Origin of the sequence: Leucobacter sp. Psy1, from assembly GCF_020096995.1 — a bacterium.
GTDB lineage: Bacteria > Actinomycetota > Actinomycetes > Actinomycetales > Microbacteriaceae > Leucobacter.
On record NZ_CP083692.1, the window covers coordinates 289,819 to 313,906 of the forward strand.

At 67.9% G+C, this 24,088-nt stretch carries 26 protein-coding genes and 1 tRNA gene; 24 read left to right on the plus strand and 3 right to left on the minus strand.

Annotated elements, in window-relative coordinates:
* Nucleotides 1–67 precede the first annotated feature (67 nt).
* From K8P10_RS01350 to K8P10_RS01400, 11 genes are all read left to right on the plus strand, one after another.
* Nucleotides 68–370: an urease subunit gamma gene (locus tag K8P10_RS01350; protein WP_224780018.1), complete on the plus strand. Its 303-nt coding sequence runs from the start codon at nt 68–70 to the stop codon at nt 368–370.
* Entirely contained in the window at nt 370–2,460 is a 2,091-nt protein-coding gene (gene ureC, locus K8P10_RS01355; protein WP_224780019.1) for an urease subunit alpha, read from the plus strand. The genes K8P10_RS01350 and ureC overlap by 1 nt, the downstream gene beginning before the upstream one ends.
* 67 nt (nt 2,461–2,527) lie before the next feature.
* The gene (ureE, locus tag K8P10_RS01360; protein ID WP_224780020.1) at nt 2,528–2,998 is read left to right on the plus strand and encodes an urease accessory protein UreE; all 471 of its coding nucleotides are present in this window, start codon (nt 2,528–2,530) and stop codon (nt 2,996–2,998) included.
* A 13-nt stretch (nt 2,999–3,011) separates the two neighbouring features.
* Nucleotides 3,012–3,743: an urease accessory protein UreF gene (locus K8P10_RS01365; protein ID WP_224780021.1), complete on the plus strand. Its 732-nt coding sequence runs from the start codon at nt 3,012–3,014 to the stop codon at nt 3,741–3,743.
* A gap of 15 nt (nt 3,744–3,758) precedes the next feature.
* Entirely contained in the window at nt 3,759–4,373 is a 615-nt protein-coding gene (gene ureG, locus K8P10_RS01370) for an urease accessory protein UreG (RefSeq protein ID WP_224780022.1), read from the plus strand.
* A complete protein-coding gene (locus K8P10_RS01375) occupies nt 4,370–5,218 on the plus strand; it encodes an urease accessory protein UreD (RefSeq protein ID WP_224780023.1) in 849 nt (282 codons plus the stop codon). Before ureG ends, K8P10_RS01375 begins: the two co-directional genes overlap by 4 nt.
* 160 nt (nt 5,219–5,378) lie before the next feature.
* Nucleotides 5,379–5,451: transfer RNA gene (locus K8P10_RS01380), tRNA-Trp, on the plus strand.
* Between the two features lie 42 nt (nt 5,452–5,493).
* Entirely contained in the window at nt 5,494–5,766 is a 273-nt protein-coding gene (secE, locus tag K8P10_RS01385) for a preprotein translocase subunit SecE (RefSeq protein WP_224780024.1), read from the plus strand.
* Nucleotides 5,767–5,824: 58 nt separating this feature from the next.
* On the plus strand, nt 5,825–6,634 hold the full coding sequence (gene nusG / locus K8P10_RS01390) for a transcription termination/antitermination protein NusG (RefSeq protein WP_224780025.1): 810 nt from the start codon (nt 5,825–5,827) through the stop codon (nt 6,632–6,634).
* Nucleotides 6,635–6,963: 329 nt separating this feature from the next.
* Nucleotides 6,964–8,349: an OFA family MFS transporter gene (locus K8P10_RS01395; RefSeq protein ID WP_224780026.1), complete on the plus strand. Its 1,386-nt coding sequence runs from the start codon at nt 6,964–6,966 to the stop codon at nt 8,347–8,349.
* Complete coding sequence (locus tag K8P10_RS01400) at nt 8,346–8,495, plus strand: hypothetical protein (RefSeq protein WP_224780027.1); 150 nt, start codon at nt 8,346–8,348, stop codon at nt 8,493–8,495. Before K8P10_RS01395 ends, K8P10_RS01400 begins: the two co-directional genes overlap by 4 nt.
* Here the strand turns inward: K8P10_RS01400 and K8P10_RS01405 are convergent.
* Entirely contained in the window at nt 8,485–9,678 is a 1,194-nt protein-coding gene (locus K8P10_RS01405; RefSeq protein WP_224780028.1) for a 4-hydroxybenzoate 3-monooxygenase, read from the minus strand. The two genes, K8P10_RS01400 and K8P10_RS01405, sit on opposite strands and share 11 nt — an antisense overlap.
* 165 nt (nt 9,679–9,843) lie before the next feature.
* Between K8P10_RS01405 and K8P10_RS01410 the strand changes: the two genes are divergently transcribed.
* On the plus strand, nt 9,844–10,614 hold the full coding sequence (locus tag K8P10_RS01410) for an IclR family transcriptional regulator (protein WP_224780029.1): 771 nt from the start codon (nt 9,844–9,846) through the stop codon (nt 10,612–10,614).
* Between the two features lie 13 nt (nt 10,615–10,627).
* On the opposite strand, the gene K8P10_RS01415 is transcribed toward K8P10_RS01410, so the two are convergent.
* The gene (locus K8P10_RS01415; protein ID WP_224780030.1) at nt 10,628–12,427 is read right to left on the minus strand and encodes a sugar phosphate isomerase/epimerase and 4-hydroxyphenylpyruvate domain-containing protein; all 1,800 of its coding nucleotides are present in this window, start codon (nt 12,425–12,427) and stop codon (nt 10,628–10,630) included.
* A gap of 158 nt (nt 12,428–12,585) precedes the next feature.
* On the opposite strand from K8P10_RS01415, the gene pcaH reads away from it, so the two are divergent.
* From pcaH to pcaC, 5 genes are read left to right on the plus strand one after another with little or no spacing between them, the layout of a single operon-like run.
* Nucleotides 12,586–13,410 carry a protocatechuate 3,4-dioxygenase subunit beta gene (gene pcaH / locus K8P10_RS01420; protein ID WP_224780031.1) on the plus strand — a complete coding sequence of 275 codons (825 nt, stop codon included), beginning with the start codon at nt 12,586–12,588 and terminating at the stop codon, nt 13,408–13,410.
* A complete protein-coding gene (gene pcaG / locus K8P10_RS01425) occupies nt 13,410–13,985 on the plus strand; it encodes a protocatechuate 3,4-dioxygenase subunit alpha (RefSeq protein ID WP_224780032.1) in 576 nt (191 codons plus the stop codon). The genes pcaH and pcaG overlap by 1 nt, the downstream gene beginning before the upstream one ends.
* The gene (locus tag K8P10_RS01430) at nt 13,975–15,366 is read left to right on the plus strand and encodes a lyase family protein (RefSeq protein ID WP_224780033.1); all 1,392 of its coding nucleotides are present in this window, start codon (nt 13,975–13,977) and stop codon (nt 15,364–15,366) included. The genes pcaG and K8P10_RS01430 overlap by 11 nt, the downstream gene beginning before the upstream one ends.
* A 45-nt stretch (nt 15,367–15,411) precedes the next feature.
* On the plus strand, nt 15,412–16,191 hold the full coding sequence (locus K8P10_RS01435; RefSeq protein ID WP_224780034.1) for an alpha/beta fold hydrolase: 780 nt from the start codon (nt 15,412–15,414) through the stop codon (nt 16,189–16,191).
* Nucleotides 16,188–16,595 (plus strand): 4-carboxymuconolactone decarboxylase, encoded by a 408-nt coding sequence (gene pcaC / locus K8P10_RS01440; protein WP_224780035.1) that lies wholly within the window; start codon nt 16,188–16,190, stop codon nt 16,593–16,595. The genes K8P10_RS01435 and pcaC overlap by 4 nt, the downstream gene beginning before the upstream one ends.
* Before the next feature lie 11 nt (nt 16,596–16,606).
* Here the strand turns inward: pcaC and K8P10_RS01445 are convergent, their stop codons facing one another.
* A complete protein-coding gene (locus tag K8P10_RS01445) occupies nt 16,607–17,098 on the minus strand; it encodes a MarR family winged helix-turn-helix transcriptional regulator (RefSeq protein ID WP_224780036.1) in 492 nt (163 codons plus the stop codon).
* Between the two features lie 99 nt (nt 17,099–17,197).
* On the opposite strand from K8P10_RS01445, the gene K8P10_RS01450 reads away from it, so the two are divergent.
* The 7 genes from K8P10_RS01450 to K8P10_RS01480 all read left to right on the plus strand — a co-directional run bounded on the left by K8P10_RS01450 (nt 17,198) and on the right by K8P10_RS01480 (nt 24,082).
* Nucleotides 17,198–17,650 carry a MaoC family dehydratase gene (locus K8P10_RS01450; protein ID WP_224780037.1) on the plus strand — a complete coding sequence of 151 codons (453 nt, stop codon included), beginning with the start codon at nt 17,198–17,200 and terminating at the stop codon, nt 17,648–17,650.
* A 70-nt stretch (nt 17,651–17,720) separates the two neighbouring features.
* Complete coding sequence (locus K8P10_RS01455; protein ID WP_224780038.1) at nt 17,721–18,725, plus strand: ABC transporter substrate-binding protein; 1,005 nt, start codon at nt 17,721–17,723, stop codon at nt 18,723–18,725.
* Between the two features lie 81 nt (nt 18,726–18,806).
* The gene (locus K8P10_RS01460; protein ID WP_224780039.1) at nt 18,807–20,333 is read left to right on the plus strand and encodes a long-chain fatty acid--CoA ligase; all 1,527 of its coding nucleotides are present in this window, start codon (nt 18,807–18,809) and stop codon (nt 20,331–20,333) included.
* Nucleotides 20,334–20,375: 42 nt separating this feature from the next.
* Nucleotides 20,376–21,227 (plus strand): ABC transporter permease, encoded by an 852-nt coding sequence (locus K8P10_RS01465; RefSeq protein WP_224780040.1) that lies wholly within the window; start codon nt 20,376–20,378, stop codon nt 21,225–21,227.
* On the plus strand, nt 21,224–22,000 hold the full coding sequence (locus K8P10_RS01470; RefSeq protein ID WP_224780041.1) for an ABC transporter permease: 777 nt from the start codon (nt 21,224–21,226) through the stop codon (nt 21,998–22,000). Before K8P10_RS01465 ends, K8P10_RS01470 begins: the two co-directional genes overlap by 4 nt.
* On the plus strand, nt 21,990–22,856 hold the full coding sequence (locus K8P10_RS01475; RefSeq protein WP_224780042.1) for an ABC transporter ATP-binding protein: 867 nt from the start codon (nt 21,990–21,992) through the stop codon (nt 22,854–22,856). Before K8P10_RS01470 ends, K8P10_RS01475 begins: the two co-directional genes overlap by 11 nt.
* The gene (locus K8P10_RS01480; protein ID WP_224780043.1) at nt 22,853–24,082 is read left to right on the plus strand and encodes a Bcr/CflA family efflux MFS transporter; all 1,230 of its coding nucleotides are present in this window, start codon (nt 22,853–22,855) and stop codon (nt 24,080–24,082) included. Before K8P10_RS01475 ends, K8P10_RS01480 begins: the two co-directional genes overlap by 4 nt.
* The last annotated feature ends 6 nt before the right edge of the window (nt 24,083–24,088 follow it).

The window sequence follows — 24,088 nt, forward strand, 5'->3', positions numbered from 1 at the left end:
ACACACACGCGATATCGGGCCGAAACCGGTCCGCCGTAGCGTAGGTCTCCGATCCGAAGGAGTCCCCGTGCGACTATCACCCCGAGAGCAGGAGAAGCTCATGATCGTCACTGCGGCCGATCTGGCGCGTCGGCGCCAGGCCCGCGGGCTGAAGCTCAATCTGCCCGAGTCGGTGGCGATCATCAGCTACGAGCTCATCGAGGGGGCGAGGGACGGGCGCACCGTCGCCGACCTGATGTCGTGGGGGACGACGATCCTGAGTCGTGACGAGGTGATGGAGGGCGTGCCCGAGCTCATCCACGACGTGCAGATCGAGGCCACGTTCCCCGACGGTACGAAGCTCGTCACCGTCCACGATCCGATCCGCTGATGGCTCGCGCACGTATCCCTGGCGAGACGATCGCCGCGCCCGGCACCATCACGCTCAACCCCGGCCGTCCCGTCTTCTCGGTCGAGGTCACGAACACGGGTGACCGGCCGGTGCAGGTCGGGTCCCACTGCCACTTCGCCGAGACGAATCCGGCGCTCAGCTTCGACCGGGTCGCCGCGCACGGGCTGCGCCTGAACATCCCGGCGGGCACGGCAGCCCGTTTCGAGCCGGGGGAGGCGCGCGCGGTCCCGCTGGTTCCCATTGGGGGGACGCGCGAGGTGCACGGCCTCCGGGCGGAGACCTCGGGGGCGCTGGGCCCGATCCCGACCGGGCAGCCGGACGATGGCAACGAATCGTCCGGGCCCCTCGAGATCCCGCGCGCGAGGTACGCCGAGCTGTACGGGCCGACGACGGGCGACCGCGTTCGACTCGGCGACACCGATCTTTTCGCCGAGGTCGAGCGCGATCTCACCGAGCCGGGTGAGGAAGCGGTCTTCGGCGGCGGCAAGGTGCTGCGCGACGGGATGGGCCAGGACGGCCAGGCGACTCGGGAGGACGACCCGCGCATGGCCGACACCGTGATCACGAACGCGTTCATCCTTGACGTCACGGGGTTTGTGAAGGCCGACATCGGCATCAGGGACGGGCACATCTTCGCCATCGGCAAGGCGGGCAATCCGCGGACCCAGGACGGGGTGGACATCGTCGTCGGCGCATCGACGGAGATCATCGCGGGCGAGCGGAAGATCGTGACGGCCGGCGGCATCGACACGCACATCCACTTCATCTCGCCCGACCAGGTGCCGACGGCGCTCGCCTCCGGCATCACGACCATGATCGGCGGTGGCACCGGCCCTGCGGAGGGCACGAAGGCGACGACGGTCACTCCGGGGGCCTGGCACCTCTCCCGCATGCTGGAGGCGGCCGAGGAGTTCCCCATGAACATCGGCTTCCTCGGCAAGGGGCACGCCAGCGCCGTCGCACCGCTCGCTGAGCAGGTGAGAGCCGGGGCGATCGGTCTGAAGGTGCATGAGGACTGGGGCGCGACACCCGCCGCGATCGACGCTGCGCTGACCGTCGCGGACCAGTTCGACGTGCAGGTCGCGATCCACACTGACACGCTGAACGAGTGCGGGTTCCTCGAGGACACCGTCGCGGCGATCGGCGGTCGGACGATCCACACCTTCCACACGGAGGGCGCGGGCGGCGGGCACGCCCCCGACATCATCGCGATCGCCGCCCACCCGAACGTGCTGCCCGCATCCACGAACCCGACGATCCCGTTCACCGTGAACACAGCAGAGGAGCACCTCGACATGCTCATGGTGTGCCACCACCTCAGCCCGGCGATCCCGGAGGACGTGGCATTCGCCGATTCCCGGATCCGGCCAGAGACCATCGCGGCCGAAGATGTGCTCCACGATCTCGGCGTCTTCTCGATCATGTCGAGCGACTCGCAGGCGATGGGACGCGTCGGCGAGGTGATCACCCGTACGTGGCAGCTGGCGGACAAGATGAAGGCCCAGCGCGGCCACCTCGACCCGGCCGACGGGACCGACGGCGGCCCCGCGGACAACTTCAGGATCAAGCGGTACCTCGCGAAGCTGACACTGAATCCTGCGCTCGCCCAGGGCATCGCCGACGTTGTCGGATCTGTGGAGCCAGGCAAGTTCGCCGACCTCGTGCTCTGGGATCCCGCGTACTTCGGAGTGAAGCCCGACCTCGTCGTCAAGGGCGGCTCCATCGCGCTCTCCGTCATGGGGGATCCCGGTGCGTCGATCCCGACACCCCAGCCCCAGACGCTCAGGCAGGCGTTCGCGGCGCGGGGCACCGCCGTGCAGCGGTCGAGCATCACGTTCCTCTCCCGCGCAGCGATCGACGACGGCGTCCCTGGACGACTCGGGCTCGCGAAGCTCATCAGACCCGTCCACGGGGTGCGCGACATCACCAAGGCCGACCTCGTGTTCAACGACGCGACCCCCGACATCGAGGTGGATCCGCAGACCTACGAGGTACGCGTCGACGGTACCCCGGTGACGTGCGACCCCGTCGATACCGTGCCGCTCGGGCAGCGGTACTTCCTGTTCTGACCGCGGCGACGCCGTCGCTGCCGAATCCCACTCAGCGCCCCGGCGCCCCCGATTGAAAGGAGCTCACGTGATCGTCACCGAGGTGAGCGGCAGCGTCCACGAGGATCCCGCGTACGCCCGCGCCCACCGGGAGCGGGTACGGCTGCCCGTCGCCAGGCTCTCGCAGCGCATCCAGCGGCTCACGACGGACCACGGACGCGAGTTCGGGCTTCGGCTCCCCGTCGGCGCACCCGACCTCAGGGACGGGGACGTGCTCGTCGCCGAGGAGGGCAACGTCGTCGTCGTGGAGGTCGACTCGAGCGATGTCATCGTTATCGCGCCGCGGAGCATCGGAGAGGCGCTCTTCGCCGCCCACTCGCTCGGCAATCGGCACCTCCCTGCACAGTTCTTCGACGTCGACTCAAACTTCGGAGCCGAGGTGATGGTCTGCCAGTACGACCACACCGTGGAGCACTTCCTCAACGACCACGGGGTGCCGTTCACTCGCGAGACGCGCACCATGGAGGTGCCCTTCCGGCACGCGGAGCACACGCACTGATGGGTCCCCACTGATGAGCACCCCCTCGCCGTCGGCCATGCATGCGCTCGGCGCACTCCTCCAGCTCACCGACTCCGCACTGCCGACCGGGGCGTTCAGCCACTCGTTCGGGCTCGAGAGCGCGCTCGACGCCTCCACCGCCGGGCCGGGCGCCGATCCTGTGTCCGACGAGCACGTGCTGCGCGCGTGGCTCGCCGAGTACCTCGCCCTTCAGCTCGCATCGACCGATGCTGTGATCGTCCGGCGCGCCTGGCGGGCGGGCAGCGACGCCGACCTGATCAGCATCGACGCAGAGCTCGGCGCGCTCCTCGTCCCCCGCCAGATCCGCGAGGCCAGTCTCCGCACGGGCAGACGCCTCATCGAGATCGCGACCGAGGCGCTGCCCTCCCCGGGAGTCGAGCGCTACGTCGCCCTGGTGGCGTCGGGGTCGTGCTCAGGCCACGCAGCCATCGCGTTCGCGCTCGCCGCAGCCGGCCGGGGTATCGACGCCGATACCGCGACGGAGGCCTACCTCCACGCCACGGTGCTCTCGCTCGTCACCAACGCCGTTCGGGCCATCCCGCTCGGGCAATTGGCGGGTCAGCGCGTGATCGCCGCGCTCGACGCCGATGTTCGGGAAGCCGCGGCACGATCTGCCGAGATCGATCGGGATCCGGCATCCCTGGGCTTCGGCGTCGCCGCCCCCGCCCTCGAAATCCATCAGATGCGGCACGAGCACCTGCACGCCCGCATGTTCGCCAGTTGACTGCAAGGAGAGACCATGAATGCACCCATCACCGTCGGCATCGGCGGGCCCGTCGGAGCCGGGAAGACGCAGCTCGTCGAGCGGGTGACGCGCGCACTCATCGATGAGCTCTCGATGGCCGCCGTCACCAACGACATCTACACGATCGAGGACGCGAGGATCCTTGCCCGGAACGGTGTGCTGCCCGAGGACCGCATCGTCGGCGTGGAGACCGGTGGGTGCCCCCACACGGCAATTCGGGAGGACACGTCGATGAACCGGGCCGCCCTCGAGGATCTCGAGGCGCGGCACCCCGACCTCGAGCTCGTCTTCGTCGAGTCGGGCGGTGACAACCTCTCGGCCACCTTCAGTCCGGAGCTCGTCGACTTCTCCATCTACGTGATCGACGTGGCGCAGGGGGAGAAGATTCCGCGCAAGGCGGGGCAGGGCATGATCAAGTCCGACCTCCTGATCATCAACAAGACCGATCTCGCGCCGTACGTGGGGGCCGACCTCGACGTGATGGCCGAGGATGCGCGCCGATTCCGGGCCGACCGCCCCTTCTGCTTCACCAACCTGAAGACCGACGACGGACTCGATTTCGTGCTCGCATGGCTCAAACGCGAAGTGCTCATGTCGGATCTCGAATGACCGGCTCGCTCGCGCTGCGCGTCGCCCTGCGAGACGGGACGAGCGTGGTCGTCGGGCAGCGGCACTCGGGGGCGCTGCGACTGCTGCGGCCGTTGCATCTCGACGATTCGGGGCAGGTCGCGGTCACCGTCGTGAACCCAGGCGGCGGGATCCTCGGCGGCGATCGCTACGCGCTCGAGGCTTCCGTCGAGGCGGGAGCAGATCTGCTCCTCACCACGCAGTCGGCGACCAAGGTCTACCGGACACCCGAGGATCACGCGGAGTCCGTTCAGCGCTTTACTCTGGGCGCCGAGGCGCGGCTGGAATCCGTACCCGACAGCGTCATCCCATTCGCCGGGGCGCGATTCCGGCAGTCCACAGAGGTGCGCATGGACCCGACGGCGTCCCTCGCGATCGCGGAGATCACGACCCCCGGGTGGTCGCCGGACGGGACCGCCTACGCGTTCGACGAACTGACCCTGACCACGCGCGTCAGGTTCACCGAAGGTGCGTCGGACGCGGGAGCCGGACGCCTCGTCCTGCACGATCGGCTGCGATTCCTGCCCGCCATCGACGCGCCGGCAGCGCGGCACCTGACGCAGGGGTTCAGCCACCTCGCGACCCTCGTGCTCATCGACCCCCGCTGCGATGCGGCGGCGATCACGGCGCTCCGCGGCGCCGTCGGCGCGCTTGAACCCCCGTCAGGTGGCACCCTGGTGGGCGCGACGGCGCTCGCGGTGCCCGGAGTGGTGGTCAGGGCTCTCACCCGGTCGACGCCTGCGGCCCAGCGAATCCTGCTCTCCGCGCTCGACTGGGCGCGGCGGCACTGGCGCGGGCAGGGTCGGCTCGACCTGCGGAAACCGTGAGCGGCCGTGCCCGCCTCGCCCGTTCGGTCGCGCCGGTTCGACAATGCACCCGCGCATCCCCTACACTCTTTCGAGGTTGACTTCTGCCAAAATCTCCCATGCCCTCGCGCACTCGTTGCGCGATCAGCATGCGATGAGAGAATAGGCGGCGGCAGCCCATAGGGCGGTGGCGCAATTGGTAGCGCAGCGGTCTCCAAAACCGCAGGTTGCAGGTTCGAGTCCTGTCCGCCCTGCCGAACCCCTCGCGATTGCGAGGGGCGATCGAAAGGACACCCGTGAGCAGCAACGAGATCGAAGAGTCCGGAGGCGGACTCGTCGAGCGCGCCAAAGCTGACAGTGCCAAGCGCTCCTGGTTCGGCAAGATCATCCTGTTCGTGCAGCAGGTCTTCGCCGAGCTGAAGAAGGTCGTCACGCCGACGCGCAAGGAACTCGTGCGGTTCACGCTCGTGGTGCTCGCCTTCGTGGTCATCATGATGGCGATTGTGTGGGTCCTCGATCAAGCCTTCGGCTGGGTCACCGTCTTCGTCTTCGGCACGCCGCTGACGTAGCCCCGAGCCGCCCGCGGCCCGCACCGACCCACCCTCACCCACGACCCAGAAAGTTCAGATGACGAGCGAGAACAGCAACACTCCCGAGGCCGATCTCGACGCGGCCCTCGACGCGCTGGCGCAGTCGACGGACCCCGACGTGGATGCCGCCGTCGAAGACGCGCTGCACATCGACACCGCCGAGGAGGCCGTCGCGGCCTCGAACGCTATCGCCGACGAGCAGACCGAGGACGCCCCGGCCGAGGAGCCCGACGAGGATCCCTACGCCGCGTTCAAGCGCGAACTCCGCCTGAAGCCCGGCAAGTGGTACGTCGTACACAGCTACGCCGGCTACGAGCGCAAGGTGAAGTCGAACCTGTGGAACCGTCGCGAGACGATGGGCGCGGTCGACGACATCTACGAGATCCAGGTCCCCATGGAAGATGTCATGGAGGTCAAGAACGGGCAGCGCAAGATGGTGACGCGCGTGCGGATCCCCGGATACGTGCTCGTCCGCATGAACCTCAACGAGAACTCGTGGTCCGTTGTCCGTCACACCCCTGGTGTCACCGGCTTCGTCGGCAACGCGCACAACCCGGTCCCGCTCCGCTTCAAGGAAGCGTTCGAGATGCTGAAGAGCACCGTCGAGCTCGAGCCGGTCGAGACGGCCAAGTCGAAGGCCGCCACTAACGCGGCCGCGCAGGGTCAGTTCGAGATCGACTTCGAGATCGGCGAGACCATCACGATCAAGTCGGGCTCTTTCGAGGGCCTTCCCGGCACGATCAGCGAGATCAACCCCGCGAGCGGCAAGCTCACGGTGCTCGTCTCGCTGTTCGAGCGCGAGACCCCGGTCGAGTTGAGCTTCGACCAGGTCACCAAGATGATCTGACCTGCTCCGCAGGTACGAAACGCCCCGTCGCACTTCGCGGCGGGGCGTTTCTCGTGTGCCGCGCTCGTGCCCCCCTCCGGGCGCAGGCCTCGCCGAGATCGCACTTCGTCCGGCTTCACGCGCATCGAAGGGGTACTTCTTGCATTCTCGACGAGGGGCGGGGCCCGGGAGCAGGGCTGGGGCCAGGAAGCGAGGGGCCCGGGAGCGGGCGCGAGGCGGGGTGTTCCCTGTGAAAATGCTCGAGGTGTGCCACCATGGTCTGGGTGCGCGGTGATCCCGCGCGTACGTGACATCGACGGCGAACACCGACAGCAAGGACGCTCAACGATATGGCTTCGAGATTCGGACGCGAGGCGATCACCGCCCCGCCCACGTTCAACCGGTGGATGATCCCGCCGGCAGCGCTCGCGATTCACCTCTGCATCGGGCAGGTGTACGCGTTCAGCGTGTTCAAGACCCCGTTCATGGAGCACTTCGACGCACGCGAGGTGTCCATCGGGTGGATCTTCTCTCTGGCGATCCTCATGCTCGGCCTGTCCTCGGCCGTGTTCGGCACCTGGGTGGAGAAGGTCGGCCCCCGCGCCTCGATGCTCGCCGCAGGCGCCTGCTGGGTGTCCGGCTTCTTCGTCGCGTCGCTCGGGATCGCGACGGGACAGCTGTGGCTCGTGTACCTCGGCTACGGGTTCATCTGCGGCATCGGGCTCGGCATCGGCTACATCTCACCGGTCTCCACGCTGATGAAGTGGTTCCCGGACCGCCCGGGGCTCGCGACGGGCCTCGCGATCATGGGGTTCGGCGGTGGCGCGCTCATCGCGAGCCCGATGTCGAACGCCCTCATGTCGTTCTACGGCGGCGGTGACGATGCCGGAGATCTGGTCGCAGGCCTGACGCCGACGTTCGTGACGCTCGCCATCGTGTACGCGTTCGTGATCGCCGCCGGCGCGTTCGTGATCCGCGTGCCGCACCCGGACTGGCGCCCGAAGAACTGGGACCCGTCGAAAGACCGTGTCAAGCCGATGCAGACGAAGCGGAACGTCTCGGCGAAGAACGCGATCCGTACCCCGCAGTTCTGGCTCCTCTGGGTCGTGCTGTTCACGAACGTCACAGCGGGCATCGGGATCCTGGAGAACGCGGCACCCATGATCACCGATTACTTCGGGATCGCCGCCGCTGCCGCGGCTGGCTTCGTCGGCCTGCTGTCGCTCGCGAACATGGGTGGCCGCTTCGTGTGGTCGACGCTCTCCGATGTGATCGGGCGGAAGAACACCTACATGATGTACCTCGGCGTCGGCGCGGTCGCCTACCTGCTGATCTCGATGTTCGGTGGCGGATCCCTCGCGCTCTTCCTCGTCGCCACGCTCGTCATCATGTCGTTCTACGGCGGCGGTTTCGCCACGATCCCCGCGTATCTGAAGGACCTCTTCGGCACCATGCAGGTCGGCGCCATCCACGGGCGTCTGCTGACCGCGTGGTCGGCTGCCGGCGTCGTGGGTCCCCTCGTGGTGAACTCGGTGGTGCAGAAGGGAGCGGACGCGGGACTCGAGGGTCCATCGCTCTACACTCCCGGCCTGCTCATCATGGTGGGGCTGCTCGCGGTCGGCTTCGTCGCAAACCTCCTGGTGCGGCCCGTCAAGGAGAAGTTCGCGGAACCTGAGTCCGCTGGCGCGGAGCAGGTACCCGTGAACGCAACGAGTGAGGAAGGTGCGCAGCGATGAACGCGACTCCCGAAACCCCTGCGGGGAACGGCGCGACGGGTCCGTATCGGGTCGTCGCCACCGCTCTCACTCTCGTCGTCGTCGGAGGGCTCGGCTACGGGCTCGTGCAGACGGCCATCAAGGCGGCCGCGATCTTCACCGGGTGAACGGCCACCCGGTGTAGGCCTCGGCGAGATAGGTGCTGCCCGCCTCCGACTCGACGACGGATCGCAGCTCCCCGAGCTGGCGCTCGCGGTCGAAGTCGCCGGCGTCGGGGGTGCGGTGCAGCATGCTCGTCATCCACCAGGAGAAGTGCTGCGCCTTCCAGATGCGGCGGAGCGCCGTGTCTGCGAACGCGTCGATGCGGCGCTCGTCGCCCTCGATGATGAGATCTCCGAGCGCGTCGGCCAGGAGCAGCACATCGGCGATGGCGAGGTTCATCCCCTTCGCGCCCGTCGGGGGGACCGTGTGCGCTGCGTCGCCGATGATCGCGGCACGCCCGCGCCTCAGGCGCCCAGCCACGAAGCTGCGGAAGCGCAGCACATCGCGCTGGAAGATGGGGCCCTCGCGCAGCGTGGTGCCGGGCACACGCTCCTGCAGCGTCGCCCAGAGCTCCTCCTCGCTCCACCCGTCGGGGTCGGTTCCCGGGTCGCACTGGAAGTACATGCGCTGCACCGTTTCGGAGCGCTGACTGATGAGGGCGAAGCCGGCGTCGGAGTTGCTGTAGATGAGTTCGTCCGCACTCGGAGGGGCTTCGCACAGGACGCCGAACCAGGCGAACGGATACTCGCGGTACCGGTTGGTCTCGCGGTCGGCGACCGCCTGCCGGACGGTGCTGCGCGAGCCGTCTGCTCCCACCACGAAGTGCGACGAGAGCTCGATCTCCGAGCCGGGCACTGCAGCGCCATCGGCGTCGACCGCGTGCGCCCTGACCGTCGGGCGCTCCCCGTCGATCCCGTCGACCGCCGACACCTCGTGCGAGAACCGGATGTCTTGGCCCGCTGCCAGCCGAGCGGCAATCAGGTCCTTCAGCACCTCGTGCTGCGGGTACAACCACACGCTGCGGCCCACGAGGCTCGGGAAGTCGATGCGGTGGCCCTCGCCAGAGAAGCGGAGTTCGATGCCGTCGTGCCGGTGGCCGTCGGTGAGCACGCGGCTGTGGGGGAGCGCGGAGAGGACATCGACCGTGCCCTGCTCGAGGATCCCGGCGCGGATCGTCGATTCGATCTCCTCACGCGTGCGACGGTCGAAGACGATCGAGTCGATGCCGCGTTCCGCGAGCAGGTGGGAGAGCAGGAGACCCGCCGGGCCCGCTCCGACGATCGCTACCTGGGTGCTGGTGAGGGGCATGAGTCTCCTGGGTCGTCGTTGACGGTGGCGCTGCGCAGCAGGCGGCGCCGCGCACAGTACTCGACCAGCATGCCGATCGGAATGGCCGCGCGCCACTGAATTCCCACTGAGTGGGAGTAGGCTGAGGAAGACTCGAAGGACGAAGGCATCGGAGACGGAGCAGGAATGGTGGGCAGCGAACACGGAGAGGGAGTGCTCGATCGTGCGCTCCGCGTGCTCGACTGCTTCACGGAGGATGAGCTGGAGCTCACGGCGGTCGACATCGGGCGGCGCACCGGACTCGCCTCGTCCACGCTGCACCGCCTCCTTGCGACGCTGGTCGAACGGGGCCTGCTGGCACGGGTGCCGGGCAAGCGGTACGCCATCGGGACGCGGTTGTGGGAACTCGGCGAGCTCGCGCCGGTCTCGGTGCGTCTCAGGGAACGCGCGATCCCGCATCTGCTCCGTCTCTACGAGGCGACGGGAGAGAACGTGCACCTCGCCGTGCTCGACGGACCCACTCCGGCGCAGTCGACGGCGCTGTACGTCGGACGAGTGACCGGGCGCAAATCGATTCCGACTGTCACCCGCGCCGGAGGGCAGGGTCCGCTCCACACCACCGGAGTCGGCAAGGCGCTTCTCGCGACCCGCGACGAGGCCTGGCTCGCCCAGTACTTCACCACCGCTCGACCGAGGGAAACAGTTCACTCGATCTGTGACGAGGGCGCATTGCGCCACGAGATCACGAAGACGCGCGACCGCGGGTATGCGACGACGCGCGAAGAGATGACGCTCGGCAACATTTCGGTCGCGACGGCCCTCCCCGAGCTTGAGGGGTTGCCGCCCGTGGCGCTCGGGGTGGTCGTGCACCTCGAGCGCGCGGACGAACGTCACCTCGCCCGGTTGGTGACGCAGGCGGCGAGCGAGCTCACTGCGGCGTTGCGCGAAGCGAGGTAGGTGCCCCGAGGTGTCAGCGCAGCGGCGTGCCCCGCTGCGCTGCGAGCCGCACGGGCGCGCTCGCGGCACCGTATCCGTCGTAATCGCCGCGGCGCTCGACGATCTCGAAGAAGATGTCGCCGATCGTCGGAGTGTAGAAGTGGATGAAGCTGCCCTGCGCATCACGATCGTAAAGGAGATCGAGTTCGCGCAGCTCAGCGAGGAGTTCGGGCTCGAGACCGAACCGCGCGTCGAGGTCGTCGTAGTAGTTGCTCGGCATCGGGAGGAACGCCAGTCCTCGGGCGCGGGCGCGGCGCGCTGCGGCGACGGCATCGTCCACGCGAATGGCGACGTGTCGCGGCAGTTCAGGAGCGGTCGGCGGCGCGAGGTTCATGGCGAGCCGCACGGCACCATCGCGCGTGCGCATCACCTGACTGCGCACCAGGCCGCGGGGGCCGGGAACCTCCGACGGTGGAGCGGAATCGAGCGCGAGGACGCTCGTGTTGAAGAGCACCGCCTCATCGAACTCCTGCCAGGGGTAGGCCACGTTGAGGTGATCGATGACACCGCGCAGTCCGGGCTCTGCGGTCGCGTCCGCGAGCGGGACGCGACCCTCGAACTCGTCGAGCCAGGAATCGGCTGCCGATTGCGAGTTCCAGTAGACCTCGGTGCCGTCGGGCGAGGCGACCGCGGGGAGCTCGTAGTCGCCCGCGTAGGTGCGGCGGAAGACCTGCGGCGCACCGATGGCCTGCGCGCGTCGAGCGGCCGCTGCGGCATCCCCGACCTCAAAGCCGAGGCCGACGAGACGCGAGCCCGGCGTGCGCACCTGCTCATTGAGGATCACGCGGGCGTCGCCCGCTTCCCACAGGCGCACCGCTTTGGTCCGGTGACGCCCCCCGAACGAGAAACCCAGCTGGCTCAGGGTGCGCTCGACTGCGGAGAGATCCTCCCCTGACACCTCGACGAAGTCGACAGCGCGCGGGGGCTGCGGCGCATCGAGCTGGAGGTCGGCCCAGTCGTTCTGAGCGGCGGTGCGGTCGTAGAGCCACCGCAGCGAGCGCAGAGCGTGCGCGGCCGTGCGGGTTACATCGGTCTGCCGGAAGGTGTCGTTGAACACCTCCAGCGAGAGCGGCCCGCGGTAGCCGGCGAGGATCACGTGCGAGAGGAAGTCGATGAGGTCGAAGTCGCCCTCGCCGGGGAAGAGCCGGTGGTGACGGCTCCACGACAGCACGTCCATGTCCATGTTCGGGGCATCCGCGAGCTGGAGGAAGAAGAGCTTGTCGGGATCGATCTCCTCGATCGCCGCCGGGTCGTGTCCTCTCGAAAGGATGTGGAAGCTGTCGAGGCACACCCCGAGGTTGGCGCGGTCGGCGCGCTGCACGATATCCCACGCGTCGCGGTAGTCGCTGACGTAGCGGCCCCACGCGAGTGCCTCGTAGGCGATGTCGATCCCGTACTCGGCTGCGAGGTCGGCGAGCGCCCCGATCTGCGTCGCCGCGACATCGAAGTCGGGGACCGTGGCGGTGGCGACGTTGCTGCAGAGCAGCATCATGTCGGCACCGAGGCGCTGCATCACCTCGAACTTCGCCCGGGCGCGGCGCATGTTGTCGGTGAAGGTCTGGTCGTCGACGCCCTCGAAGTCGCGGAACGGCTGGAAGAGGTCGATCGTGAGGCCGAGCCGGTGGCACAACGCGCGGATCTCCTCGGGCGACTCGTACGCGGCGACGAGATCGGCGTCCATGATCTCGACGCCGTCGAAGCCGGCTTCGGCGCAGGCGTGCAGTTTCTCGACGAGTCCGCCCGAAAGGCAGACGGAAGCGATGGAGGTGCGCATGCCTTTCAATCTAAGGGACTGAGGGGTGCCCGCTCCCAGATTTCCCACTGAGTGGGAGCGGTGGTGCGGGCGCGAGGTGAAAGTGGCACGCTATCGGGAAGCTCTCGGATTCAGACCACAGATGTCAGTTCAGACCAGAGATGTCAAAGGAGACCAGTATGACAGCGGACGCTTCTGCCGCAGCGGCACCCGAATCCCTACTGGCGGCGCCCGACCAGGCGTCGCAGCAGCAGATCACCGAGGAGATCGCGACGCTCCACGCCCGGGCGGCGGAGCGCGCGGCGGCGGGTGAGCGGATCCCGCGCACCATGGTCGACTTCCCGCCCTACCGGTCCAGCGTGCTGCGCCACCCGACGAAAGATCCGCGCATGGCGGACCCCGAGACGATCGAGCTGTGGTCGCCCGCCTATGGGCAGCGCGACGTCGCCGCGATCGAATCCGATCTCACGCTGCAGTCGGCGGGCGGGGAGCCCCAGGGCGAGCGCATGACCGTGCAGGGGAGGCTGCTGGACTCGTGGGGCCGTCCTCTGCGCAACCAGCTCATCGAGATCTGGCAGGCGAACGCCGGCGGGCGGTACATCCACAAGCGGGATCAGCACCCGGCGCCCCTCGATCCGAACTTCACCGGTGCGGGTCGCGCGATCACGAACGACAACGGCGAGTACCAGTTCACGACGATCAAACCAGGACCGTACCCGTGGAAGAACCACGTCAATGCCTGGCGGCCGGCGCACATCCACTTCTCGGTCTTCGGGCAGTCGTTCACCCAGCGCATCGTCACGCAGATGTACTTCCCTGGCGACCCGCTGTTCGCTCTCGATCCGATCTACCAGACCATCCGCGACCAGAAGGATCGTGATCGCCTGATCGGCGTCTACGATCATGACCTGACCGTTCCCGAGTTCTCGATGGGGTACCGCTTCGACATCGTCGTCGACGGCCCGGACGCGACCTGGTTCGAGCCTGAGGAGGGCGACCACTGATGACCGACCGCACCGCACCGGTTCCCGCAAAGACTCACGAGCCGACGCCGGGACAGACAGTCGGCCCGTTCTTCGCGTTCGGCACCGACTTCGAGAAGAAGCACCAGGTCGCCTTCCCCCACTCGCCTGGAGCGATCGTGCTCGGCGGCACCGTGTTCGACGGCAACGGCGCGCCGATCCCCGACGCGATCGTGGAGATTTTCGGCGCCGATACCGATGGAACCGTGCCCAGGGCGCGCGGCACTCTCCACCGCGACGACCACACGTTCACGGGGTTCGGTCGCTCGTTCGTGACTGACGATGGCCGCTACGAGTTCTGGACCCGCAATCCCGGATCTGTCTCGGGCGAGGCGCCGTTCTTCGCGGCCATCGTGTACGCTCGCGGGCTTCCGGACAAGCTGCACACGCGCATTTACCTACCCGAGAACACGGAGCGACTCGCGGCCGACCCGCTGCTCGCGTCGCTCGGCGAGAGCGAGCGCGCTACGCTCGTGGCAACGCGAACGCCCGAGGGTTATCTTCAGCACGACATCCACCTGCAGGGCGAGAAGGAGACCGTGTTCCTTGCCTACTGATCCGAACACCGGCGATGCCGCAGTGCCCGAGACGATCGACGCCGGCCTGCTCACGCCGGTCTCGGTCGAGCACGACGCTGTGGTGTCGGACGCCGCGATCGGCGGCGCGCTGATCGCGGCGGAGACCGCCCTCGCCCGCGCCTGGTCTGCGACGGACGTCGCCCCCGTCGACGCGGGCGAGCTCGTCTCGGACGCGCTCGGGTGGCAGGGAGCAGGAAGGCCTTGTGAGCTGCGCGGCTTTCCGCTCGCCCAGCTCACGGCGGATGCCGTCGCCGGCGGCAATCCGGTGATACCACTCGTCGCCGTGCTTCGCGCGCGCGTTCCGGAATCGGTGCGCACCTGGGTGCATCGCGGCGCCACGAGCCAGGACATCATGGACTCTGCGCTCATGCTGGTCGCGAGACGGGCCGCGGCCGAGGTGCTCGCGCACCTGGATGAGACCGGTGCGGCGCTGCGCGCCTTCGCCGAAGCGCACCGCCACGAGGTAGTCGTGGCCCGCACGCTCACGCAGCAGGCAGTGCCGACTACCGTCGGCCTTCGCGCCGCGAACTGGCTGCGCGGTATCGACCGGGCGGCGCAGCGGCTCGCCACGGCGACGGACGCACTGCCGGCCCAGCTCGCCGGAGCGGGTGGCACGCTCGCATCGTTCGTCGAAATCGGCGGCATCGATGCCGCTGCCCAGCTCCCCGCACGGTTCGCCGCCGAGCTCGGACTCCGGGCCCCGGACGGACCGTGGCACACCGAACGCTGGCCGATCACCGAGCTCGGCGACGCGCTCGTACAGGTCACCGATGCGCTCGGCAAGATGGCCGCCGACGTCACCACCCTCAGCCGCACCGAGATCGGAGAGCTCTCCGAGGGAACGGGCGGCGGGTCCTCTGCCATGCCGCAGAAGCGGAACCCCGCCCGATCGGTGCTCATCCGCTCGGCGGCGATCCGGGCACCCCACCTCGGGGCCACCCTTCATACGGCCTCGGCGCTCGCCGTCGACGAGCGGCCCGACGGTGCCTGGCACGCCGAATGGCCCGCGCTGCGCGATCTGCTGCGAGCGGCGCTCGGCGCGTCAGCGCAGGCGCGAACGGTCGCGCACGGCCTGCGCGCGGATGCTGAGGCCGGCGCTCGCAATCTCGCGCACTCGCGCGGCCTTGTGCTCTCCGAACGCTTGAATCTCGTCCTGACCCCGCTTCTCGGCGCGGAGGCCGTGCAGAGCTTCGTGTCGCGAGCGGGGAGGGGAGAGGACCTCAGGGAGATCCTCGCCGCCGATCCGGAAGTCGTGGCGTCGGGTGTCGATCTGGACGACCTGCTCGATCCGGCGCGATACACAGGGCTCGCCGGTCGGCTCGTCGATGGCAGCGACCCCGACCCGCTCCCGAACGTCTGAGCGACCGCACCGGTCGCCGCTCACCCCGCTCCTGAGAGGAACGCTATGACACTCCCCGAGGTCCGCCTCACCGAACCCGTCGGACGCTCCGGCGCCCCGCTCGTCGTCCTCGGGCACTCCATCGGCACCGGTCCGCTCATCTGGGAGCAGGTGATCCCGCCGCTCGCAGCGGAGTACCGCGTCGCGCTGCTCACGCTGCCAGGGCACGGCAGCGCCCCCGTCCCAGCGGACGGGTTCACCTTCGCCGAGCTCGCCGACGCTGTGGCCGAGGGTATCCGCGGCATCGCGGAATCGCACGTGCGCTACGCGGGGGTCTCAATCGGGGGAGCGCTCGCGCTCGAGCTCGCACTCAGGCACCCCGACCTGTTCGACGGTGTCGCCGCGATCGCGTCGGCAGCCCAACTCGGCGGATCGGACCACTGGAACGAGCGCGCCGCGCTCGTTCGGTCGCAATCGACCTCGGTGCTCGTGGGGCCGTCGTCACGGGTATGGTTCGGCCCGAACTCGGTCGCGAACCAGCCCGACCTGTCAGGGAGGATCCTCCACGCGCTCCAGGACACCCCGGACGAGGGGTACGCCAGGTGCGCCGAAGCTCTGGGGACCTTCGACGTGCGGGACCGGCTCGGCGAGATCCGGGTGCCGGTACTGGCGATGGGCGGGGAGTTCGACACCGTCGGGCCGGAGGAGGCCCAGGACGAGATCGTCGCGGGTGTGCCGCACGGGCGGAAGGTGATGATCGCCGATGCGGCGCACCAGCCCCCGGCCGAGCAGCCGGAGGCGGTCGCTCGAGAGCTGCTGGCATTCTTCGCAGAGGTGGAGCGATGAGCCGCCCGTTCGGACCGGGGCAGAGCGACGAGGAGCGCTACGACGGCGGCATGGGGGTGCGGCGGGAGGTGCTCTCGGACGCGCACGTCGACCGCTCGATCGATGCCACCACCGACTTCACCGCCGACTTCCAGGACTACATCACCCGCAGTGCGTGGGGCGATATCTGGTCGCGCCCCGGTCTCGATCGCCGAGCCCGGTCGGTGGCGGTTCTCACCGCGATGATCGCCCTCGGGCACCACGAGGAGTTCGCGATGCACGTCGCTGCTGCGCGACGGAACGGTCTCTCGGTAGAGGAGATCAAAGAGGTCATCCTGCAGGCCGGGCTCTACTGCGGCGTGCCCGCGGCGAACGTAGCGTTCAAGCTGGCGCAGCGGGTGCTGGAGGAGACAGGCGACCTCTGAGTCGCGACGGCTCAGGAAACGTCGTCGGTCGTCGCGAGTCGAGCGAGCGCGCGGCCGAACCGGTCACGGGTCTCACGGGGCAGTTCGGCGAGCCAAGTCGCCTCGGCCGTGAGCACCTCTCGGCGGGCCTCCTCGAAGAGGCGGAGTCCGGCCTCGGTCGCGACGACGACGTTCGCGCGCCGATCGCGGGGATCGGGTTGTCTACGTGCAAGACCCTTGGACTGCAGCTCGTCGACGAGGGCGACGATCTGACTCGGGTCGAGCCTCAGGAACTCGGAGAGTTCGCGCTGCGACGGACGGGTATCCGCTGCGGCGATGCCGAGCAGCGCGTAGGAGCGCACCTTGAGTCCGAATGGGCTGAGGGCCTCGTGCGTGCGCGCCATCGAGACCGCGTTCGCGCGGGCGAGGAGGAACGACACGTCATCGCTGATCGCCGAGTTCCAGAGGCGCGAAAGCCCCGCCTCCGTCGGAGACTGCGCTCCCGTCGTGCTGTCGAGTGCCATGGAGTCACTGTAGCCGATAGATAGACGCGAAAATCAATAGTTGACATTTTCAAGAGTCTGAGGTGTGATGGGAGGCAACTGACACGAGGAGGTGCGTCGATGACGACGAAGATTGCATACGAGGAGCTGGCCACACTGGTGGGCGCCGACCTCGGGTACACCGATTGGCGCGAGGTGACGCAGAGCCGCGTGAACACCTTCGCCGACGCCGCAGACGATCACCAGTGGATCCACACGGATCCCGAGCGCGCCGCCGAGGGTCCGTTCGGCGGACCGATCGCGCACGGGTTCCTCACGCTCTCGCTGCTGATCCCGATGTGGGTGGAGCTGCTCGATGTCACCGACGTGACGACCAAGATCAATTACGGACTCGACAAGGTGCGCTTTCCCGCTCCCGTCAAGGTGGGTGACCGCATCCGGATGACGGCGACCATCGCCGAACTCACCGAAGTGCCCGGAGGGGTGCAGATCGCGGTCGACGTGGTCATCGAGATCGACGGCGGCGCCAAGCCAGCAGTCGTCGCCCGAAGCTTGCAGCGCTTCTACGCCTGACCCGGCGCGGATATCAGGCTCGACCATTCGGCCGGGTCCACATCGCATCAGTTTCAAAGGAGATACTGACATGAAGAAGTTCACCGTATCGGCAATCGCGGCGATCGGCGCCGCGGGACTCCTGCTCACCGGGTGCTCGGGCGGCTCGCTCAGCGGCGAGGAGGGCGGCGGCGAATCCGGAGGCGGTTCGGAAGACCTCACCCCGATCACCGTCGGACTGCTCCAGATCGCTCCGGCATCGGTCGTGCAGCTCGGAATCGACGAGGGCGTGTTCGAGGAGCACGGCCTCGATGTCGACGTGCAGCTCGGGCAGGGAGGGGCCGCGCTGCTCCCCGCCGTGCAGAGCGGCGACATCCAATTCGCGGTCGGCAACCCCCAATCCGTGCTGACGGCTGCGAGCCAGGGGCTCGACATGCGAATCATCGCCAACTACTCGCGGAACTACGAGAACCCGGAGGATCCGGAGGAGAACGCACCCTCGGGGCTCGTGGTGCAGGAGGACTCGGGCATCGAGTCCTACAGCGATCTCGAGGGGAAGACGGTCGCGGTCAATACGCTGCAGACCCAGGGACATCTCGCCACGATGGAGATGGTCGAGCAGGATGGCGGCGACCCGTCGAAGGTCGAGTTCACCGAGATCGCCTTCCCCGATCAGCAGGCGCAGCTCGAGCAGGGCAACATTGATGCGGCGTGGATCCCCGAGCCATTCATCAGCGGAGCGAAGGCGACCGACGGCATCGTCCAGCTCGGTGATCCACTACGCGTGATCGACGGTCTGCCGACGATGGTTACTTTTACATCGGGTGATTTCGCCGAGGCCGACCCCGAGACGACGGCGGCGTTCCGGGATGCGATCACCGAGGCCGCCGAAATGGCGATGGCGGATGACGAGCTCTACCGTCAGGCAGTCGTCGACTTCACCGGCATGGATGCCGCGGTCGTCGAGAACGTGAATCTCGAGTACATCACCGGAGAACTCGACCCCCAGCCCATCGAGGAGCTGAACGACCTCGCGGTGAAGTACGGGATGCTCGAAAACCCCGCTGACCTCGACACGGTCATCGAAACCGAGTAACCGATCATTCCGCACATCGAGCGGACCGGACACGGCACCCCCGCGCCCGGTCCGCTCGGATCCGCAGGCAAAGGAGCAGGCATGCAGAACAACGGCATCGGCCCGTGGATCGCGCGCAAGGCCGTGCGCCATGCTGATCGCGACGCGATCGTGCACGGTGACCGGCGAATCACCTACGGGGAGCTTTCCGAGCGCATCGAGCGTCTCACCGACGCGCTCGCCGCCCGCGGTGTCTCGGCTGGTCAGCGCGTCGCGTACCTCGGCAACAACCACCCGTCCCTGCTCGAGGTCTTCTTCGCCACCGCGAATCTGGGTGCGATCTTCGTCCCCCTGAACACGAGGCTCGCCGGCCCGGAGATCGAGTTCATGCTCGAGAACTCGGCAGCGAAGACACTGGTCTTTCAGTCGGATCTGCGTGATCTCGCGCGCGCCGGCAGTTGGGCGACCGGCGTGAGCCGGCTCATCATGGTCGGTGGAGAGGCCGAGCACGAGCTCGAGGACTACGAGCAGGTCATCGCGTCTGGTACCGCGGGTGCAGTGCCTGATCTCGCGGTGGACCTCGATGATCCGGCGCTGATCCTCTACACTTCCGGCACCACCGGTCACCCGAAGGGAGCGGTGCTCACACACGGGAATCTCACCTGGAACACGTTCAACGTCTTTGTGGACTACGGGGTGAGTCCGGGCGAGCGGGTGCTCCTCATCTCGCCGATGTTCCACGTGGCCTCCTTGACCAATGGCGCGCTGACGGTGCTGCTGCAGGGCGGCACCGTCGTGCTGCACAAGAAGTTCGATCCCGGCCACGTACTGGCGACGATCGAGCGCGAGGGCATCACGATGCTCGCCGGGGTACCGACCACCTACCAAATGCTGCAGGAGCATGAGGCGTGGCAGACCACCGACCTCAGCAGCCTGCAGCGGCTGACGTGTGGCGGGTCCGCTGTCCCGGAACGGACCATGGAGGCGTACGCCGAGCGCGGTCTGGGGTTCTCCATGGGATACGGCATGACGGAGACCTCCCCGAGTGCCACCGCACTCCCGGCGCACATGGCCCAGCACAAGATCGGTTCGTCGGGCATCAAGCACTTCTTCACCGACGTCAAGGTGGTCGATACGGAGGGACGCGCGTTGCCTCCGGGCGAGATCGGAGAGATCTGGATCAGCGGCCCGAACGTGATCCGCGAGTACTGGCGTCGGCCGGAGGCCACGAGCGAGGCCATCGTCGACGGATGGCTGCGCTCCGGTGATCTCGGCTACTTCGACGACGACGGCTACCTCTTCGTCACCGACCGGCTCAAGGACATGATCATCTCAGGCGGTGAGAACATCTATTCCGCCGAGGTCGAGGCCGTGATCATGGAGTTCTCTCAGATCGCCGGCACCGCGCTCATCGGTGTGCCCGATGAGAAATGGGGCGAGGTTCCGCTCGCGGTCGTGCAGTTGCGAGACGACGAGCGCCTCGACGCCGATACCATCGTCGACCACTTGGCCGGTCGGCTCGCGAGGTACAAAGTGCCGAAGCGGATCGTCTTCGTCGACGAGTTCCCGCGCACCGCCAGCGGCAAGATCCGGAAGGCAGACCTGCGGAAGCAGTACGCCGGGGCCTGACGCCCCGCACCAGTACACACACCGAGACGAGAGGAGGGGAACATGGCCAGCACCTCGGCACCCGAGCAGACCGTGACCACGGTGGTCTCCATCGCCAGGGCGCGGGAGCGCAAACGGAGTTTCCGGCCGCGAAAGGCGCTGCTGGGCGTCACGGGCATCCTGGTGCTCCTGGCGGTTTGGGAACTCGCGGCCCGAACCGGGATCGTCGATCCCCGGTTCCTGCCGCCGCCGACAGAGGTGCTGCCGCAGCTCGCCCTTGTCCTCACCTTCGCCGATTTCTGGAGCGCCATCGGGGACACGCTGGCCGCGTGGGCGCTCGGGCTCGGGATCGCCCTGGTGCTCGGATCCGTGCTCGGTGTGGTCATCGGCCTGTCGCCGTTCATGAAGCGGGCGACGCACTCGACCGTCGAGTTCCTGCGCCCCATTCCCTCGGTCGCCCTGATCCCGCTCGCGGTCCTGCTCTTCGGCGTTCGGATTGAGGCGAGCCTCCTCCTCATCGTCTACGCCTCGTTCTGGCAGATTTTCATCCAGGTGCTTTACGGCGTCGCCGACGTCGACCAGGTCGCGATGGCCACGGGGCGCAGCTACGGCTTCTCCACCTGGCAGCGGGTCAGGAGCATCGTGCTGCCGACCACACTCCCGTACCTCTTGACCGGTCTCAGACTCGCGGCGGCGGTGGCGCTGATCCTCGCGATCACGGCGCAGCTCATCATCGGCACGCCGGGACTCGGACTCGAGATCGCACGGGCGCAGAACGGCGGGCAGTACGCCACGATGTACGCGCTCATCGTGGCGACCGGTCTGCTGGGCGTCCTCATCAACCTCGGGGCACGGTTCCTCGAGCGGCGCATGCTCGCCTGGCACGAATCCGTTCGCGGGGAGGTCGCCGCATGAAGAAGACACTGTCCGGGCTGCTGTTCGCGCTGGGGCTGCCCATTCTGCTCGTCGTGATCTGGTGGGTCTCCACCATCGCGAACGAGAGCTTCTTCGTCCCGACGCCCGGTGAGCTCGTGACCAAGTTCTGGGACACATGGATCGGGCCGCGCATTTGGGTGGATGTGCTGCCGAGCGTGCTCAGGTTCGTCGTCGGGGCGGCGATCGCCATCGTCGGGGGGATCCTGCTCGGCCTCCTCGTCGGACTCAGCCGCAATCTGCGCGCGCTGACGGAGCCGGTGTTCGAGTTCTTCCGGGCACTGCCGCCTCCGGTACTGATCCCGGTGCTGATGCTCGTCTTCGGCCCCACCGACTGGATGAAGATCTTCATCATCGTGCTCGCCGCCATCTGGCCCGTACTGCTCAACACGGTGGAGGGGGTGCGCGCCGCTGATTCCGTGCAGTCGGACACCAGCCGCTCCTACGGGATCACCGGGTTCAACCGGGTGCGCTACCAGGTGCTCCCGTCGGCCACACCTCAGATCTTCACGGGGATCCGGCAGAGCCTCCCCATCGGACTCATGCTGATGATCATCTCCGAGATGTTCGCATCGACCTCGGGTCTCGGGTTCTCCGTGATCCAGTTCCAGCGCAGCTTCGCGATTCCCGAGATGTGGTCGGGAATCCTCGTGCTGGGACTCCTCGGCTATCTCGTAGCCATCATCTTCCGCTTCGTCGAACGACGTGTGCTCCGCTGGTACCACCGACTGAAGGATCTCGAGAATGCAGCCTGAACCCTCGACCCCGCTCGACACGCTCTCGTACGGTCGCACGCTTCCTGACGAGGAGACGCTGCTGTCGGTGCGCGGACTCCAGAAGATCTACCGCACGGACGGCGGAGACATCGAAGCCGTGCGCAACCTCACCTTCGACCTCGGGAAGAACGAGCTGACCTGCCTCGTCGGCCCGTCAGGGTCTGGCAAGACGACGCTGCTGAAGTGCATCGCCGGGCTGCTCGAGCCCACGAGCGGCGAGGTCGTGCTCGACGGCAAGACCGTGACGGCCCCGCCGAAGAAGATGGCCGTCGTCTTCCAGGAGTACGGTCGCTCCCTGTTTCCCTGGTTGCGGGTCGCCGAGAACGTCGAGCTTCCGCTCAAGAACGCCGGGGTGCCGAAGGCGGAGCGTCGGAGGATCGTCGATGAGGCGCTGCGGAACGTGGGTCTCGATCACGTGCCGAGGTCGTACCCCTGGCAGCTCTCCGGAGGCATGCAGCAGCGTGTCGCGATCGCGCGCGCCATCGCCTACCAGCCCGAAGTGTTGCTCATGGATGAGCCCTTCGCCGCAGTGGATGCGCAGACCCGTGCCGATCTCGAGGACCTGGTGCGGAAGGTGCGCAGAGAGCTGGGGATCTCGGTGCTGTTCGTGACGCACGACATCGATGAGTCGGTGTACCTCGCCGAGCGGGTCATCATGCTGTCGAGCTCGCCGACGATCGTGCAGGAGGACCTCGTGGTCGATCTGCCCGAGCAGCGGGACCAATTGGAGACCCGAGCGCTTCCGCGATTCACGGAACTGCGTCACCACGTCTACGAACAGATCCAGCAGGCGAAGCGGGGGTACCGGTCGGACGAGGCCGAGTCCGCCGCGTGACCCGGCGCATCCCCGGGGAGGGATCCGCCGGGAGGATCCCTCCCGGTCTCATGCTCGCGCTCGGCTATGTGTCGATGGCCGCCTCGCTCTCGACGGACATGTATCCGCCGGCGTTCCCGGGGATTGCCGAGCATTTCTCGGTGGGACCGTCGGCCGTGCAACTGACGCTCACGGCGTTCATGGCCGGAGCCGCAATGGGGCAGCTCCTGATCGGGTCGCTTTCTGACGCTCTCGGACGCAGACGGTCGCTCATCGCCGGGCTTGCGGTGTTCGCCGCGTGCGCGATCCTGGCGGTGCTCAGCCCGACGCTGGAGTTCCTGATCACCGTGCGCGCGCTGCAGGGGTTCGCAGGGGCGTCGGGCGCGGTGCTCGCCCGTGCCGTGATCGCCGATCTTGCGGCGCCCCGCGAAACCGTACGCGCCTACAGCCTCCTGTTCGTGATGATCGCGCTCGGTCCCGCGATCGCGAGCCCTCTCGGCGCGCTGCTCACCGAGTTCGGCGGGTGGCGCGCCACGCTGACCGGGCTCGCCGTTCTGGGATCCGGGATGTTCCTCGTCGCTGCACTCCGCATTCCCGAGAGCTTGCCTGCCGAGGCGAGACGTCCGTTCTCGGCGTCGTCGCTGACCCTGGGCGCCCGGTCGCTGCTCGGCCGCATGAGCTACCTCGGTCACGCTGTCGCGTTCGCCGCGGGGTACGGCGTGCTCATCGTCTACATCGCGTCGTCGTCGTTCATCGTGCAATCGATGTTCGGGCTCGGACCGGTGGGCTACGCGCTGACCTTCACCTTCAGTTCCGCGGCGGTCATGCTCGGGTCCTGGCTCAGCGGACAGGCGTCAATGCGGTGGAGCAGTGTCGCCGCCCTGCGTATCGGTCAACTGCTCGCCCTGGGAGCGTCAGGGCTGCTGCTCATCAGCGCGCTTGTCGGTGCGCTCTCATTCTCGCTCTACTTGCTCCTCATCGGCTGCTTCGCACTCGGAGCCGGCTTCGTGATGTCGACGGCATCCGCACTCGCGATCGGTCAGGCCGCGGGCATCGCCGGGACGGGGTCTGCGCTCATCGGGTTCGGGCAGTTCGTCACTGGCGCCATGGCGGCGCCGCTCGGAGGGCTCGCGGGGGAAGGCACCGCGGTTCCCGCCGCAGCGGGGATGACGGCGTTCGCACTGATCGGGTTGCTGGGAGGGCTTGCGGGCGCAGCCGCCTTGCGCCGCACCACTCGCTCGGGGTGAGTCCGG